The sequence below is a fragment of the Chryseobacterium luteum genome, assembly GCF_000737785.1.
GTDB classification, from domain to species: domain Bacteria; phylum Bacteroidota; class Bacteroidia; order Flavobacteriales; family Weeksellaceae; genus Chryseobacterium; species Chryseobacterium luteum.
This window is the reverse complement of sequence record NZ_JPRO01000001.1, coordinates 603,538-618,799: the sequence shown is the minus strand read 5'-3', so window position 1 is coordinate 618,799 and position 15,262 is coordinate 603,538. Positions and strand designations below refer to the sequence as shown.

Sequence of the window (15,262 nt, the reverse complement as noted above, 5' to 3'; positions counted from 1 at the left end):
ATTTTTAAGAAATTAGAGAAGCAGAAGTCCCTTAATTTAATTTTTAAAGTGAAAGATTATTAAAAAAAGGAAATTTTGACCATATTTTTCAGCAAAAAACAAATGGCACAGGTATTGTGCCATTTAGAGAACTATAATACGCTGCACGTTTTCAGCGCATATTGTAAAATATCATTTTAACGATTTAAAACGAAGATGACAATTTGTCATTTGATTAATTATGACAGAATTTGAAGATATTAGTTTAGAGGAAATGATCAGCGATGGATTTGACATTGTAGCTGAAGAGATCAATCTTTCAGACTTTTCGGAGACAGATAAAGATTCCGAACAGAAAATATTCCCTATACTTCCCGTAAGAAATATGGTTATGTTTCCGAATGTTGTAATTCCTATTACTGCAGGAAGAAAAACATCGATACAGCTTCTTGAAGAGGCACAGATAAATGGTGAGCTCATTGGAATCGTAAGCCAGAAAAATTCAGATCTGGAACAGCCTGGTGAGAAAGACATGTACCAGACAGGTACTCTTGCCAAGATCATTAAGATCATCAAACTTCCCGAGGGAAATATAACGGCTATTACCAAAGGCTTCCACAGATTCAAAATAAAAAAGATTGTAGAAAGCCAGCCTTATTTCAAGGCCGAAATCACCAAATTAAAAGATTCAAGGCCGAAAAATAAGGAAGAATATGAGGCTTTACTTGAAAACATCAAAGACCTGGCCTTAAAGATCATTGAGCTGGATCCTAATATCCCGAATGCAGCCAATTTTGCAATTAAGAACATCAATAACAATGATGATCTGCTTAATTTCATCTGTACAAACGCAAGTTTTCCTTCTATCGAAAAGCAAAAACTGCTTGAAGAGAAAAGCCTTATGGAGAGGGCAAACAAATGCTATGAGATGATGCATGAGGATTTCAGAAAGCTGGAATTAAGGAACCAGATCCATCAGAAAACGTCAAAGGATCTTGACAAGCAGCAGAGAGAATATTTTCTGAACCAGCAGATCAGAACCATTCAGGACGAACTGGGAGGCGGCCCGGAAAGTGATGTGGAAGACCTCATCCATAAGGCAAGCAGCAAAAAATGGAACCAGGAAGTGGAAGAGCATTTCCAGAAAGAGATCAACAGGTTGCAGCGTCAGAATCCTAATGCTCCGGATTATAATGTACAGAGAAATTATCTTGATTTCTTTACAGATCTTCCTTGGGAAACCTACACAAAGGATGTTTTTGATATTGCTAAGGCTGAGAAGATCTTAGATAAGGCCCATTTCGGACTTGAAGATATTAAGAAAAGGATTTTGGAGCACATGGCTGTTTTGAAATTAAAAAATAACATGAAATCCCCTATTTTATTGCTTGTAGGGCCTCCGGGAGTCGGGAAAACCTCTTTAGGAAAATCGGTGGCTGATGCTTTGGGAAGAAAGTATGTAAGGTTATCTCTGGGCGGTCTTCATGATGAAAGCGAAATCCGAGGACACAGAAAAACATATATTGGAGCAATGGCGGGAAGAATCCTGCAGTCTATCAAAAAATCGGGCACTTCCAATCCGGTGATCGTACTTGATGAAATTGACAAGATTGCACAAGGCCTTCATGGCGACCCAAGCTCGGCTCTTCTGGAAGTTCTTGATCCTGAACAGAATAAATCTTTCTATGATAATTTCCTGGAAATGGGTTACGATTTGTCTAAAGTGATGTTTATTGCCACAGCAAATTCACTTTCTACGATACAGACACCGCTTTTAGACAGAACGGAGATTATTCAGATCGCAGGATATACGATGGAGGAAAAGACCGAGATCGCAAAAAGACATCTGATCAAAAAACAACAGGATGAAAACGGTCTGGATGCTAAATCATTCAAACTAGGGAATGCTGAACTTAAACATATCATTGAGGCACATACCTCGGAAAGCGGTGTAAGAAGCCTGGAAAAAAGAATTGCCTCCATTGCAAGATGGGTTGCTCTTCAGACTGCCTTGATGAAAGAATATGATCCGAAAATCACCATTGAAAAAATAGACGAGATCCTGGGCGTTCCAAGACCGAAAAGCTTATCTGAGATCACGGGAGTACCCGGTGTGGTGACAGGCCTTGCGTGGACAAGTGTAGGCGGAGACATTTTATACATTGAAAGTATTTTAAGCAACGGAAAGGGAAGCCTTACCATGACCGGGAACTTAGGTACCGTGATGAAGGAATCTGCAACTATCGCCCTGGAATATATCAAGGCCAGACATGATGAACTCGGAATACCGCAGGAAGATCTGGACAAGAAAAACATCCACGTCCACGTTCCTGAAGGGGCAACACCAAAGGATGGACCATCTGCCGGTATTGCAATGCTGACTTCAATGGTTTCTTCATTCAAAAACAGGAAAGTAAAACCTCACCTTGCCATGACGGGAGAAATAACGTTAAGAGGAAAAGTGCTTCCTGTAGGCGGAATCAAAGAAAAGCTTCTGGCCGCAACAAGAGCAGGAATAAAAGAAGTTATTCTCTGTGATGCCAACAGAAAGGATGTGGAGGAAATCAAAAAAGATTATCTGAAAAACCTGACGGTACATTATGTGAACAGAATGGAAGAGGTAATTGATTTTGCGATCGAGAAATAATTAAAAACATATCAACTCTCAATAAGGAAACGCGTCTCAGGTTATCTGGGATGCGTTTTTTATTCACCGAATTTTAAAGTATTAAGGAAATAAGAAAAAACATATGATTTTTTTACATTTCCGCTAATAACATACCACACTTCCCTGTTCATCTGCCTTCTTCATCAAAAGAATTATGTTAATTAAACCAAAACACATCTTTAATTAGGCGGGTTTTCTTATTTTTATGCAACTGATTGAAAAATTATGAATTTTCTTAGACTCCCTTTTCTTGTTAAACTCACACTTGTAGTCATTTCCATCATTGGTCTGGGTTACCTGCTGGCACTCGGACAGAGCATTTTAGCACCTTTCTTCCTGGCTTTTTTAATGGCTATGCTCTTTCTTCCTGCTGCCACTTTCATGGAGAGAAGATTAAGGTTTCCGAGATCTATATCAACAATGACTTCAGTTTTCATTATGCTGGCTATTTTATGCGGACTCATTTATTTTTTCGGATCACAGCTCTCTGATTTCAGTAAGGATCTTCCGCACCTCAGGGATCAGATGACCAGTGTTTTCGGGAATCTGCAGCACTGGATCTCAAAAACATTCAATGTAAAAATAGATGAGCAGCTTGATTATATTAATCAGGGATTAAATAAACTGCTGTCTTCTTCCGGAGTGATTCTTGGTTTTACTTTCGGAATATTTTCAAGCGGTTTCGGCTTTATTGTATTTTTCACTTTGTTTTTCATCTTTATTTTAAATTACAGAAGAATTCTCAATAATTTTATTGTGACCGTTTTTAACGAAAAACATAAAGCAAGCGTACAGGAAGTGGTTACCGAGATCAGGGTAATGACGAAGAAATATATCTTCGGGCTCTGTCTGCAGGTTTTAATCGTTTCAATTCTCTGCTCGGTTCTTCTTACCATTTTAGGGGTAAAATATGCAATACTTCTGGCTGTTTTGACAGGTTTACTTAATGTTATTCCTTATCTTGGAATCTGCATTTCTCTTTTAATATCATGTTTCATTGCATTTGCTACCGGCACACCTTCCACCTGTGTCTATGTAGCTATCGGATATATTGTTGTACATATCATTGACGGAAATATTGTACTGCCATTCGTTGTAGGCTCAAAGGTAAAGATCAACGCTTTATTTTCTTTTATCGGAATTATTTTGGGGGAGCATCTCTGGGGAATTGCAGGAATGTTCCTGTGTATTCCGGCTATTGCTATCATTAAAATTATCTTTGAAAGAGTGGAAGGCTTAAAACCCTGGAGCAAACTGCTCGGTGAGGAGGAAAAGCCCAATAAAAAGAAAAAGAGCTACAAAATCTCTAAGAATATCACCCTTAAGGAAATGGACTAATTGCCATTACTCATAAAAAAAAGACTGCCTCGATGGAGACAGTCTTATACTTTAATTTTATAATGCGCAGTATGGGCTCATTCCGTTCGGACAGGATTGGTCACATGGAATGTACGACTGGCTGTCAGGACAATATCCCAGATTTCCGGGAGGGGTTCCTCCTCCACCTCCGCCTAAACAAGGATCTCCGGGTGGAATTTTGCATGGACAGCCTTCCGGTCCTATATCACAGATAGGCGGCTTTCCACCTCCATTAATTTTCTTTAAATTTTCGCGATCTAATTTTTGAAGATTTTTCAACATAATACGATTGTTTAGTTTTGATTTGCAGAACAAATATATTAAATGAAATCAGAAATTATTCCAAACACAGGGATAAATTTACAACATTAACAAATTTTAATAAAAATAGATTCACGAATGCCATTTTTGTTTTAAATTTGATGTAAAATCGTCAATCATGAAAATCGTAAAATTTATTTTTGCCCTTCTTTTCGGGCTTATGTTTATCAATGCCGGATTAAACAAATTCTTCAATTATATGCCAATGGAAAAGACAACGCCTGAGCAAATGAAACTTTTTACAGCATTTGGAGAAATTCACTGGCTGATGCCTCTGGTGGGAATTGTAGAAGTTGTTGGCGGGTTATTATTTATTTTCCCAAAAACAAGAGCATTAGGAGCCGTTGTTATTTTACCCGTAATGGTAGGAATCGTGACTCACGTTTTCACAATGGACAAATCCATCATGGGAATGTCCGTCGCAGGAGTTCTGTTCCTGATTAATCTTTGGATGATTATTGATAACAAGGAGAAATATAAGGCTTTGATTAGCTAGGAAGTTATTAATGAATGGTGAATAGTCAATTAGCTTTGCTGTCAATTTATATCCTGCAATACTCACTAATGGCTATTCACCATTCACATTGAGAAATTTATACAAATGCACTGAATCCCGTAATTGATCGTCCTACAATCAATGAATTGATCTCTTTCGTTCCTTCGTAGGAATAAATAGCTTCAGCATCTGCCACAAATCTTGCGACATCATATTCAAGGAGAATACCGTTTCCTCCCATCACTTCTCTCGCCCTGGAAACAATATCCCTGGTCCTCATGGTACAGAAAACTTTGGCTAATGAAGCATGCTCGTCTTTTAAAATCCCTTCGTCCTGCATCTCGGACAGGCGGAATACCATCGTCTGCATCGCTGTAAGATTGGAAAGCATTTCCACCAGATGTCCCTGAATCATCTGGAATGAAGCAATAGGTTTCCCGAACTGTTCCCTGGTTCTTGTATACTGCAAAGCACTTTCGTAGGCCCCTCTCGCACAGCCTGTAGCCATCCATGCCACTCCAGCTCTCGTCATACGCAGAACTTTTCCGGTATCTTTGAATGAATTGGCATGCTGCAGTCGGTTTTCTTCTGTCACGAGACAGTCCTTTAAAGTAATCAATCCGTTTTGAACAATTCTCAGCGCCATTTTCCCTTTGATTTTTTCAACGGAATAGCCCGGATTATCTTTTTCTACAATAAAACCTTTTACTTCTCCGCTATCCAGATCTCTTGCCCAGATAATGATCAGATCAGCAAACGTTGCATTTCCGATCCACTTTTTCTGGCCATTAAGAACCCAGCCTTCCGGAGTTTGTGTGCATGTTACTGTAAGACCACCGGCTGCTCCCGACCCTATTTCAGGTTCCGTAAGACCGAAAGCCCCTATTTTTTCAAATTTCTGCATCTGGGGAAGCCATTTCTGTTTCTGCTCTTCTGATCCGCAGATATAGATAGATCCCATAGCCAGTCCTGACTGAACTCCGAAGAATGTAGCGATAGAGGCATCAATTCTTGCCATTTCCATAGCAATGACACCTTCCATCAGAAATGGCATTCCCGGGCAGCCGTATCCTTCATAGGTTACACCACAGATATCCAGTTTCTGGAATTTCGGGATCAGCTCAAAAGGGAATTCGTCTCTGAGCCAGTAGTGGTTTACCAAAGGTTTCACTTCTTTTTCCATGAACGCTCTTACTTTAAGCTGAATTTCCCGCTGCTCAGGGGTAAGCGTATGGTAGATATCGTAAAAATCACCATCAATGGGAGGAAGCTCCCGTTTTTTCTTATCAGGATCAAGCATTTTCATCATTCCGTTCAGCTGTTTATCATCCAGTTTGGAGAAATTCTGCATCAGCTTCGGCAGATCAACTTTCTGGGAAATGGTACTGAGCTGATCAAAATCTATGGATCTGAATAATTCTATAGCGTTTCTGATTTTGGAAAAAGTATTTGACATAGTAATGTTTTGTGGGATTGATTTGTAAAAGTTAAGCAAAAACTGCTCCGAAAACAAGCTGTCTCACCTCTGTTTATTTTACAAACTACTCATTTACAGGAATTTAAAACAGAAATATTTTTTACAATTTTTTTACTGTGGATTTTCAAATATTACAAAGGATTCTGAAGGAACTTTGACCTAATAAAACCCACAAAAATCAACGCTATGAAAACAACTTACATTAAATTATCATTATCCGCAATCCTTTTATCAGGTATTTATTCATGTAAAAAAGGAGAAGCTACGGCGGTGTCTACCGAGCGTGCAGACTATACTGTGGCAGATTCTACAGCCACATCAGACAGTGTTTCATCCGTAGCGACCATGACTGTAAAAGATAAACAGTTCATCAAAACAGCAGATGTGAATATGGAAGTGAAAGATGTATATGAAGCAACGGTTTCCATTGAAAAAACAGTTCAGGATCTTGGAGGATTTGTTACCCGCAGTAACCTTCAGAGTAATGTAATTTCTGAGGATACCTATAATACTTCCAGCGATGATGCCATGCTGATTAAAAAATACCAGACGGAAAACACCATGCAGGTACGTGTACCTACGGAAAAATTAGGGGAACTGCTTGTAAAAATTAATGATAAAAAACTATTCCTCAATTCCAGAATGATCAATGCGGAAGATGTAACCTCCGGCATCAAGTATGCAGAAATGGAAGGCAAAAGAATAAAAAAAACAGGTGAAAACATAGAAAAACTGAAAACAAATAAAGACAAAGTAACGCTGGACAACGATAATATGGTGGAAGGAAATCTACAGCAGTTGGCCAATATGGATACTACAGACAATGTCAAATACAGCACAATAGACATCTACATTAAAGAGCCTAAACTCCGTATCGCCGAAATCGCAGTGACCAATACCCGTAATATTGATAATAAATACAAGTTCAATTTTATATATGATGCTAAAAATGCTTTTGTAGAAGGGTTTTACCTGATTCAGAAGATCGCAGTGGGACTTATTACAGTATGGCCTCTAGTATTAATCTTAGGCATTGTTATTTACGTTTTAAGAAAAAGAAAACTGACAAGGCCAGAACATAGAAAAATTTCAGAATAGAAAAAAAATTCCTAACCAACTGGTTATCATCATAATTTTAGATTTTACAGACCTCCTCTTTCAGGAGGTTTTTATTTTTTTAAAAAAAAACTGTAACGATCATAATACAGCCCTTACCTACTGTTTAAAGAGTGAATAATTAAAAACTTAATCATATGAAAAATTTAGTGAAATTTGGGTTTGCCGCATTATTATCCGCAGCCTTCATCACAGCAAAAGCTCAGAACAGCAATATGGAAAACAGCACACTTTGGGAAGTTTCAGGGAATGGACTTACGGAATCTTCTTACCTCGCCGGAACCTTTCATGCCATGTGCAGCCAGGATTTTGAGATTAAACCGAAAGTAATGAAAGCCCTTGAAAAATCCGATCAATTTGTAATGGAAATCAATTATACGGATCCGGCTGAAATGACAGCGATGCAGAAAATGTATCAGACTGATAAAAAACTGTCAGACCAGCTTACTCCCGAAGAGGCAAAAGAACTGGATAAAGTCCTCGCTGACTATGGAACAGATTTAAAGAAGATGGATCATTCCAGTTCACAGGGATTGTATGCGCTTGTTTCATTAAAAGCCCTACCATGTCCGCAAACTGAAATAAAATTATATGAAATAGAACTTCTTAAAAATGCCCTCAAAAGTAAGAAGAAAGTCTATGGCCTTGAAAAAGTAGAAGACCAGATGGCCTCCATTAATAAGGCTTATGATCTGAAAGCAGTAATCGGACAGTTAAAAATTGGAAAAGAATACGAAGTTCTGCTTAAAGAAATGATTGCCGCCTTTAAAAAAGAAGATGTACAGTCTGTCTACACATCCTTCAGAAATGATAAAATAATGAATGCCCAGCAGGAAAAAGCCATGCTGACAGACAGAAATAGGAACTGGGCAGAAAAAATGCCGGAAATAATGAAAAAAGAAAGTTCTTTCTTTGCAGTAGGAAGCGCTCATCTTATGGGTGAAAACGGAATTGTCAAACTTTTAAGATCCAAAGGATATACTGTAAAGCCGGTATCAAGTCTATAACATATAACCAAACCGTGAAATCATCGTGAGCAGTCAAACTGAAGCCGCTTTTTTAAAGCTCGTCAACCAGCACAAAGGCATTTTATACAAAGCCTCCCGGATCTATGCAGATTCTGTAGAAGACCGGGAAGACCTGCAACAGGAAATTCTTATTCAGCTGTGGAAATCTTACCAGAACTTCAAAGGCAACAGTGAATTCTCTACATGGATGTACCGTGTCGCCATTAATACCGCGATCACTTATTTAAAAAAAGAAAAAAAACGGACGAGCAATCACACAGATGTACCCCATCATTTTGAAGTCCAGAACGAAGATTACAATCCTGCGAAAGAAAAACAGCTTGAAGTTTTCTACAGTGCGGTTCAGGAACTTAAAGCCCTGGAAAAAGCCGTCATATTCTATTTCATGGAAGGCATGTCCCATAAAGAAATCGGGGATAATCTGGGGCTCAGCGAAGGCAATGCCCGTGTAAAACTCAACAGAACCAAAGAAAAACTACAGCAAATCATAAAAAAATCAGGCTATGAATTTTGATCAATTAAAAGAACAGTGGAATAATGAAGACGGCAACAGCGTCAACATTCCCAAAACCATAGAAAAGTTAAAGAAAAGCAAGCATCCTGTCGAAAATATCCAGAAAAGCATGAGAGCAGAGTTTCCCATGCAGATCATTGCCATCATTCTTATCGCATTCTTTCCGCAACAGCTTGACTTTCCTCCGTCACAACATGTTATTTATTACACTTCCTATGCTATTCTTGTCGTAATATCTTCTTATTATCTTTTCGGATTTTATAAATTTTATAAGCAGACAGAGCTGTATACCGGAAATACCAAAAACAGCCTCTGGAAAATATACCATGAGCTGAAGCTGAACATGGAGAGATATCAGTCTTTCGGATTTCTTATGCTCCCCCACTTTATGGTCTCATTAGGACTGGAATTCTATAATATATTTGAGGAAAAAGGAAAGTCTCTAGGAAATATGTCAGGTTCTTATCAACAGTCTTTAATCCTGATTGTTTTATTAGGAACCATATTCATTGTAACAAGCATTGTCTTATGGACAAAATATATCTACGGAAGAAATGCCAAACGTCTCGAAAACATCCTGAACGAAATGGACGAATAACTTTCTGATCCATCTTTTACAAAATAATAACCATGAAACCTCAGACCTTGTTCTGAGGTTTCCTTTTAAAAAATTGTTATTTATCCTGTTCAAATTTATCTGAGGTTTTATTTTTCCTTAAATTTGCACATCAGAAATAAAATGATATGGATTTTAAACATTTCATCCTGCCTTTTGTTTTCTGAATCTATATAATTTCTAAAATATGCTATCAAAAATAAATCCTATACAAACCACCAGCTGGAAGGCTCTTGACGAACACTTTGCAGGCAACGACTTTGATCTGAGAAGTCTTTTCCAGTACAATCCTGACCGTTTTAAAGAATTTTCTTTGCAGAAAGACAACTTCCTGTTTGATTATTCTAAAAACCTGATCGATTCAAGAACCAAGGAACTTTTACTTCAACTGGCGGATGAATGTCAGCTTAAAGATGCTGTTTCCAAAATGTTTTCCGGTGACAAAATCAACGAAACAGAAGGAAGAGCAGTTCTGCATACAGCTTTAAGGGATTTTTCAGATAAAGAGATCATCGTAGACGGTGAAAATATCAAACCACAGATCAGGAGAGTTCTTGACCACATGAAAGCTTTCTCTGAAAAAATCATTTCTGGGGAGCACAAAGGTTTCAGCGGGAAAGAAATTACCGATGTGGTGAATATCGGAATCGGAGGCTCAGATCTTGGTCCTGTAATGGTTTGTTCGGCTTTAAAGCATTTTAAAACAAGATTAAACGTTCATTTCGTTTCAAACGTTGATGGCAATCACATTGCAGAAACCGTTAAAAAACTGAATCCTGAAACCACATTGTTCATCATTGCTTCCAAGACTTTTACCACTCAGGAAACAATGACCAATGCCAATTCTGCAAAAGACTGGTTCCTGAAAGCAGGAAAAGAAGAAGATGTCGCCAAACATTTTGTAGCTTTATCTACTAACGTTGAAGCAGTTAAAGCATTCGGAATTGCAGAAGAAAATATTTTTGAGTTCTGGGACTGGGTTGGCGGAAGATATTCTCTTTGGAGCGCTATCGGCCTGAGCATTGTTCTGGCAGTAGGCTATGACAATTTTGAACAGCTTCTAAAAGGAGCCAATGATACGGATCAGCATTTCCAGACTGCAGATTTTTCAGAAAACGTTCCGGTTTTAATGGGACTTTTAGGCATCTGGTACCGTAATTTTTATGCTGCCACCACTTATGCAATACTTCCTTATTCCCAATACCTGGACAGATTTGCGGCTTATCTTCAGCAGGGAGATATGGAAAGTAACGGGAAATGCGTAGACAGAAACGGAGAATTCGTAGAATACGAAACAGGGCCTATCATCTGGGGGGAGCCGGGAACCAACGGACAGCATGCTTTTTACCAGTTAATCCACCAGGGAACTGAACTTATCCCGGCAGATTTTATCGCTTATGTGAAAAGCAGCAATGCAGTTTCTGATCATCAGCCGAAACTTTTAGCCAACTTTTTCGCGCAGACTGAAGCACTGGCCTTCGGGAAATCTGAAGAGGAAGTAGAACAGGAATTAAGAAAAGAAGGAAAATCCGATGAAGAAACTGACAGGTTATTAAACTATAAGGTCTTCCACGGAAACACACCTACCAACTCTATACTATTCAATGAATTAACTCCTTTTTCGTTGGGACAGTTAATTGCCATGTATGAACACAAGATCTTTGTGCAGGGCGTAATCTGGAATATTTTCAGTTTCGACCAGTTCGGAGTGGAATTAGGAAAAGTTCTCGCCAACAAGATCCTTCCTGAGCTTGAAAGCAATGAGGCAATCAGTTCTCATGACAGCTCTACGAACGGACTGATCAATTATTATAAAGGAAATAAATAGCAGATGTCTGCATTACGGTCATATTATTATAAACTTCCTCCCGGCCTCAGGCTTCTGGGAAGAAAGATCTATTATTTCCCGATAGATCTCTATGAAGGGCTTACCGGAAAAAGATCTAAAAATGAACCTAAGAAAGGAGATATTTATGTAGGCGGCAGCGACTTTATACCTCACGGAATCCGCCAGGTAAATGCGCTCAAAAAATATATCGGGTTACAAAACACAGATCACGTTCTGGATGTGGGATGCGGTATCGGAAGAACCGCAGTAGCCCTTACAGAGGTTATCGACAAAGGAACTTACGACGGTTTTGATGCCGTAGAAAAAGGAATAAACTGGTGCAATAAGCATATCGGTAAAAAACATCCGAATTTTAAATTCAAGTTTACACCGATTTATAATGACCTGTATAATACTTTCAGCCAAAAAGCGGAGAGTTTTACATTTCCATATGATGATGCGCGGTTTGACAAAGCATTCCTGTTCTCGGTTTTCACTCATATGCAGATTCCTGAGATCAGGAGATATCTTAACGAAATTAGCAGAGTGCTGAAGAACGACGGACAGTGTCTGGCCACATTCTTTCTGTATGACGAGACTAAAAAAGAATTCGGCACAATGCCGTTCCCACATCAGTATGAAGGCTACAGGCTTATGGATGATAAGGTGACTGCAGCCAATATTGCAGTAAGCATTCCTTTGCTGAATGAAATGGCAGCGGAAGCAGGATTAAAAGTAACCACGATAAAAGGAGGATTCTGGAGGACTGATGTAGAAAAGGAAGGCGCCGATGAATTCCAGGATATTGTTGTATTCAATAAAATCTAAATAAAAGTAAAAAAAGTAAAAATGGCAGAAATTCTTGACGGACTTAAAGTATCCAAAGAAATAAAGGCAGAGATCAAGGTTGAAGTGGAAAAGATCCTTGAAAGCAAGAAGAGAGCACCACACCTGGTAGCCATTCTTGTAGGAAACAACGGAGCAAGCAAGGCGTATGTAAACAGTAAAGTAAAAGACTGTGAGGAAGTAGGATTCCGCTCTACGCTTGTAAAATTCCCAAGCACAGTTTCTGAATCTGAATTATTGGAAAAGATCGACGAACTGAATAAATCCAAGGCAGTGGACGGTTTCATTGTACAGCTTCCTTTACCGGACCAGATCGATCAGGAAAAGATCATTCTGGCGATTGACCCAAGGAAAGACGTAGATGGTTTCCATCCTGAAAATTTCGGAAAAATGGCTTTGGAAATGGATACTTTCCTTCCCGCTACTCCTTTCGGGATTCTTACTTTACTGGAAAGATATAATATTGAAACTAAAGGAAAAGACTGTGTAATTATCGGAAGAAGCAAAATCGTGGGAAGACCTATGAGCATCCTGATGGGAAGAAAAGATTTCCCCGGTAACTCTACCGTTACATTAACGCACTCTTACACAAAAGATATCGAAGAATATACAAAAAAAGCAGACATTGTTATTACCGCATTGGGTGATCCTCATTTCTTAAAAGGAGATATGATCAAGGATGGTGCAGTAATCGTGGATGTAGGTATTACAAGAGTGGATGATGACTCTCCAAAAGGATACTACCTTGCAGGTGATGTAGATTTTGACAGCTGCGCAGCCAAAGCAAGCTGGATCACACCGGTACCGGGAGGCGTAGGCCCTATGACCAGAGCCATGCTGATGAAAAACACCATCATCGCTTATAAAACTTCGGTCTATAACGACTAATTTTAAAATGAACAAAGAAGAAGATATTTTATTAAAAGAAGGTAAAATGCTCCCCGTAATGGAGCATTTTTACACTTTACAGGGAGAAGGAGCACATACCGGAAAAGCGTCCTATTTCATCAGGCTGGGAGGCTGCGACGTCGGGTGCCACTGGTGTGACGTAAAAGAAAGCTGGGATCCTAATCTCCATCCGTTAATGAATGCAGAAGAAATTGCAGAAACTGCTGCAAAACACTGTAAAACAATTGTTTTAACCGGTGGTGAACCGTTGATGTGGAATTTAGATATCTTAACATCCAAATTAAAAGAGCTGGGATGCACCATCCATATTGAAACCTCAGGAGCTTATCCCATGAGCGGGCAAATCGACTGGATCACCCTTTCGCCAAAGAAAACAGGACTTCCGAAAGAAGAGATCTATGAAAAAGCAAGTGAACTTAAAGTGATCATCTTCAATCAGCACGATTTTACGTTTGCCCAGGAACAGGCAGCAAAAGTTTCTGAAAACTGCAAACTATACATGCAGAGCGAATGGAGCAAGCGTGATGAAATGTATCCAAAGATCACCGATTTTATTTTGGCCCATCCGGAATGGCAGGCTTCGGTGCAGACCCACAAATACCTGAATATACCGTAAAAAATACGTACATTAGCCCTACGTATCCGTTATAAATACCGATAGATGCAGAGAATTCGATACTCTAGATACCTGAAATCGATCATTATCTTGCTTGACCTCCTGGTTATTGCATCTATTTTTATATTCTTTTTTATAACCAGGAATGAAAGTTTAAAATATCATCAGGAAACCTGGTACCAGAATATTTTTTCGCTGATATTACTGTTTTTGTTCTGGATGCTTCTAAGCGGCAGGACAAAAATTTATAATATTCAGAGGAATCTTACGTATACTTTGTTTTTGGAGCGCCTCCTTATCCATTTTCTTTTTTTTATACTCGGCGTCCTTCTTATTGGAAAAGTGAGCAAAAATGTATTTTTCAATTCAGATATTTACTGGCTTTCGTTCTATCTTTTTTGCTTTATCTTTCTTGCCAAATCGGTTATTTATTTTACTATAAAATACTTCCGTTCACTCGGGATCAATTACAGAAATGTAATGTTTCTGGGAGAAACGGGCTCTACGGAGATCTTAAAGAACATATTTAAAGACAGAAAAGATTACGGATATAAAATATTCGAATACGAAAGTTCCGATATAAGTACGGAGAATCTGGTTGGCTTTTGGAAGAAGAATGGCATCCATACCCTGTTCCTATCTACAGAGAACCATTTCAATGAAAGCCTGGAAGCTGAAATTTTCAAGCTGGCGGAAGACAATAAAGTTCACGTATCGCTCATTCCGAGTATTACACAAAGTGATTTTTTCCTGTATGATCTTGGATATATTCAGACACAACCAATTCTCAGTCAGGCAAAATATCCTTTGGATTATTATTCTAATTTCCTGGTCAAAAGGATTTTTGACATCGCTTTTTCTCTTGTTATACTGGTTTTACTATGCTCCTGGTTATTTCCTGTCGTTGCCCTTTTAATAAAAGTAACGTCTAAGGGACCGGTTTTTTTTATTCAAAAAAGGTATGGCTTTCACGAAGAGGTATTTTCCTGTCTGAAATTCAGAACCATGATCGTCAATGATGAATCTGCAACAAAAACTACGGAAGAAAATGATGCCCGGATCACAAAAATCGGGAAATTTCTTAGAAAAACCAGCCTTGATGAGCTTCCACAGTTTATCAATGTCCTGAAAGGGGAAATGTCCATTGTAGGACCCCGTCCGCATATGCTTTCCGTAGACAATTATTATAAGCCTAAGATAGGAAGATACAGTTTAAGAAGCATGGTATCTCCAGGCATAACGGGTCTTGCCCAGGTAAGCGGCCTGCGCGGAGACTATGGAGATGTAGAAGTGGAAATGAAAAAAAGGATTCTTGCAGATACTTTCTATGTAAGAAACTGGAGCTTTGTTCTGGATCTGGTTATTATTTTAAAAACCGTTTTTTTAGTTATCGGAGGTGATAAAAATGCAAAATAAACCAAACAAAAGGTTAAGATTAAAATTGAGGAATCATATTTGCTTCTAAGGTTAAATAAACCAGAGGTCTCCA

General features: G+C 38.7%; 14 protein-coding genes. 12 read left to right on the top strand and 2 right to left on the bottom strand.

Features of this window, described 5'->3' with window-relative positions:
* Positions 1 to 220: 220 nt before the first annotated feature.
* Together lon and IX38_RS02880 are read left to right on the top strand one after the other, a co-directional pair.
* Positions 221 to 2,626 carry an endopeptidase La gene (gene lon / locus IX38_RS02885; RefSeq protein WP_034701342.1) on the top strand — a complete coding sequence of 802 codons (2,406 nt, stop codon included), beginning with the start codon at positions 221 to 223 and terminating at the stop codon, positions 2,624 to 2,626.
* Positions 2,627 to 2,872: 246 nt separating this feature from the next.
* Positions 2,873 to 3,985 carry an AI-2E family transporter gene (locus tag IX38_RS02880; protein ID WP_034701340.1) on the top strand — a complete coding sequence of 371 codons (1,113 nt, stop codon included), beginning with the start codon at positions 2,873 to 2,875 and terminating at the stop codon, positions 3,983 to 3,985.
* A 57-nt stretch (positions 3,986 to 4,042) separates the two neighbouring features.
* Here the strand turns inward: IX38_RS02880 and IX38_RS02875 are convergent, their stop codons facing one another.
* Entirely contained in the window at positions 4,043 to 4,288 is a 246-nt protein-coding gene (locus tag IX38_RS02875; protein ID WP_034701338.1) for a bacteriocin-like protein, read from the bottom strand.
* A 157-nt stretch (positions 4,289 to 4,445) separates the two neighbouring features.
* On the opposite strand from IX38_RS02875, the gene IX38_RS02870 reads away from it, so the two are divergent.
* Positions 4,446 to 4,823, top strand: a complete 378-nt coding sequence (locus IX38_RS02870) for a DoxX family protein (protein WP_034701335.1) — start codon at positions 4,446 to 4,448, stop codon at positions 4,821 to 4,823.
* Positions 4,824 to 4,920: 97 nt separating this feature from the next.
* Here IX38_RS02870 and IX38_RS02865 read toward each other — a convergent pair whose 3' ends face one another.
* Positions 4,921 to 6,279, bottom strand: a complete 1,359-nt coding sequence (locus tag IX38_RS02865) for an acyl-CoA dehydrogenase family protein (RefSeq protein ID WP_034701332.1) — start codon at positions 6,277 to 6,279, stop codon at positions 4,921 to 4,923.
* Between the two features lie 207 nt (positions 6,280 to 6,486).
* Here IX38_RS02865 and IX38_RS02860 point away from each other — a divergent pair, with 207 nt between their 5' ends.
* The 9 genes from IX38_RS02860 to IX38_RS02820 all read left to right on the top strand — a co-directional run bounded on the left by IX38_RS02860 (position 6,487) and on the right by IX38_RS02820 (position 15,189).
* Positions 6,487 to 7,398, top strand: a complete 912-nt coding sequence (locus IX38_RS02860) for a DUF4349 domain-containing protein (RefSeq protein WP_034701330.1) — start codon at positions 6,487 to 6,489, stop codon at positions 7,396 to 7,398.
* 155 nt (positions 7,399 to 7,553) lie between these two features.
* Positions 7,554 to 8,423: a TraB/GumN family protein gene (locus IX38_RS02855; protein ID WP_034701329.1), complete on the top strand. Its 870-nt coding sequence runs from the start codon at positions 7,554 to 7,556 to the stop codon at positions 8,421 to 8,423.
* 100 nt (positions 8,424 to 8,523) lie between these two features.
* Positions 8,524 to 8,958: an RNA polymerase sigma factor gene (locus IX38_RS02850; RefSeq protein WP_394331175.1), complete on the top strand. Its 435-nt coding sequence runs from the start codon at positions 8,524 to 8,526 to the stop codon at positions 8,956 to 8,958.
* Complete coding sequence (locus tag IX38_RS21840; protein ID WP_051884418.1) at positions 8,948 to 9,556, top strand: hypothetical protein; 609 nt, start codon at positions 8,948 to 8,950, stop codon at positions 9,554 to 9,556. The genes IX38_RS02850 and IX38_RS21840 overlap by 11 nt, the downstream gene beginning before the upstream one ends.
* Positions 9,557 to 9,761: 205 nt before the next feature.
* On the top strand, positions 9,762 to 11,402 hold the full coding sequence (gene pgi, locus IX38_RS02840) for a glucose-6-phosphate isomerase (protein WP_034701325.1): 1,641 nt from the start codon (positions 9,762 to 9,764) through the stop codon (positions 11,400 to 11,402).
* Between the two features lie 3 nt (positions 11,403 to 11,405).
* Positions 11,406 to 12,230, top strand: a complete 825-nt coding sequence (locus IX38_RS02835) for a class I SAM-dependent methyltransferase (protein WP_034701323.1) — start codon at positions 11,406 to 11,408, stop codon at positions 12,228 to 12,230.
* A 21-nt stretch (positions 12,231 to 12,251) separates the two neighbouring features.
* On the top strand, positions 12,252 to 13,136 hold the full coding sequence (locus IX38_RS02830) for a bifunctional 5,10-methylenetetrahydrofolate dehydrogenase/5,10-methenyltetrahydrofolate cyclohydrolase (protein ID WP_034701320.1): 885 nt from the start codon (positions 12,252 to 12,254) through the stop codon (positions 13,134 to 13,136).
* 7 nt (positions 13,137 to 13,143) lie between these two features.
* Complete coding sequence (locus IX38_RS02825; RefSeq protein WP_034701318.1) at positions 13,144 to 13,773, top strand: 7-carboxy-7-deazaguanine synthase QueE; 630 nt, start codon at positions 13,144 to 13,146, stop codon at positions 13,771 to 13,773.
* 45 nt (positions 13,774 to 13,818) lie between these two features.
* Entirely contained in the window at positions 13,819 to 15,189 is a 1,371-nt protein-coding gene (locus tag IX38_RS02820; protein ID WP_034701316.1) for an exopolysaccharide biosynthesis polyprenyl glycosylphosphotransferase, read from the top strand.
* Positions 15,190 to 15,262 lie beyond the last annotated feature (73 nt).

What these genes read in the sequence shown, in the direction of transcription:
- IX38_RS02880 (WP_034701340.1), top strand. Translation starts at nt 2,873, where the DNA reads ATGAATTTTCTTAGACTCCCTTTTCTTGTTAAACTCACACTTGTAGTC.
- IX38_RS02875 (WP_034701338.1), bottom strand. Translation starts at nt 4,288, where the DNA reads ATGTTGAAAAATCTTCAAAAATTAGATCGCGAAAATTTAAAGAAAATT.
- IX38_RS02825 (WP_034701318.1), top strand. Translation starts at nt 13,144, where the DNA reads ATGAACAAAGAAGAAGATATTTTATTAAAAGAAGGTAAAATGCTCCCC.
- IX38_RS02870 (WP_034701335.1), top strand. Translation starts at nt 4,446, where the DNA reads ATGAAAATCGTAAAATTTATTTTTGCCCTTCTTTTCGGGCTTATGTTT.
- IX38_RS02820 (WP_034701316.1), top strand. Translation starts at nt 13,819, where the DNA reads ATGCAGAGAATTCGATACTCTAGATACCTGAAATCGATCATTATCTTG.
- IX38_RS02860 (WP_034701330.1), top strand. Translation starts at nt 6,487, where the DNA reads ATGAAAACAACTTACATTAAATTATCATTATCCGCAATCCTTTTATCA.
- IX38_RS02835 (WP_034701323.1), top strand. Translation starts at nt 11,406, where the DNA reads ATGTCTGCATTACGGTCATATTATTATAAACTTCCTCCCGGCCTCAGG.
- IX38_RS02830 (WP_034701320.1), top strand. Translation starts at nt 12,252, where the DNA reads ATGGCAGAAATTCTTGACGGACTTAAAGTATCCAAAGAAATAAAGGCA.
- IX38_RS02865 (WP_034701332.1), bottom strand. Translation starts at nt 6,279, where the DNA reads ATGTCAAATACTTTTTCCAAAATCAGAAACGCTATAGAATTATTCAGA.
- IX38_RS21840 (WP_051884418.1), top strand. Translation starts at nt 8,948, where the DNA reads ATGAATTTTGATCAATTAAAAGAACAGTGGAATAATGAAGACGGCAAC.
- pgi (WP_034701325.1), top strand. Translation starts at nt 9,762, where the DNA reads ATGCTATCAAAAATAAATCCTATACAAACCACCAGCTGGAAGGCTCTT.
- lon (WP_034701342.1), top strand. Translation starts at nt 221, where the DNA reads ATGACAGAATTTGAAGATATTAGTTTAGAGGAAATGATCAGCGATGGA.
- IX38_RS02855 (WP_034701329.1), top strand. Translation starts at nt 7,554, where the DNA reads ATGAAAAATTTAGTGAAATTTGGGTTTGCCGCATTATTATCCGCAGCC.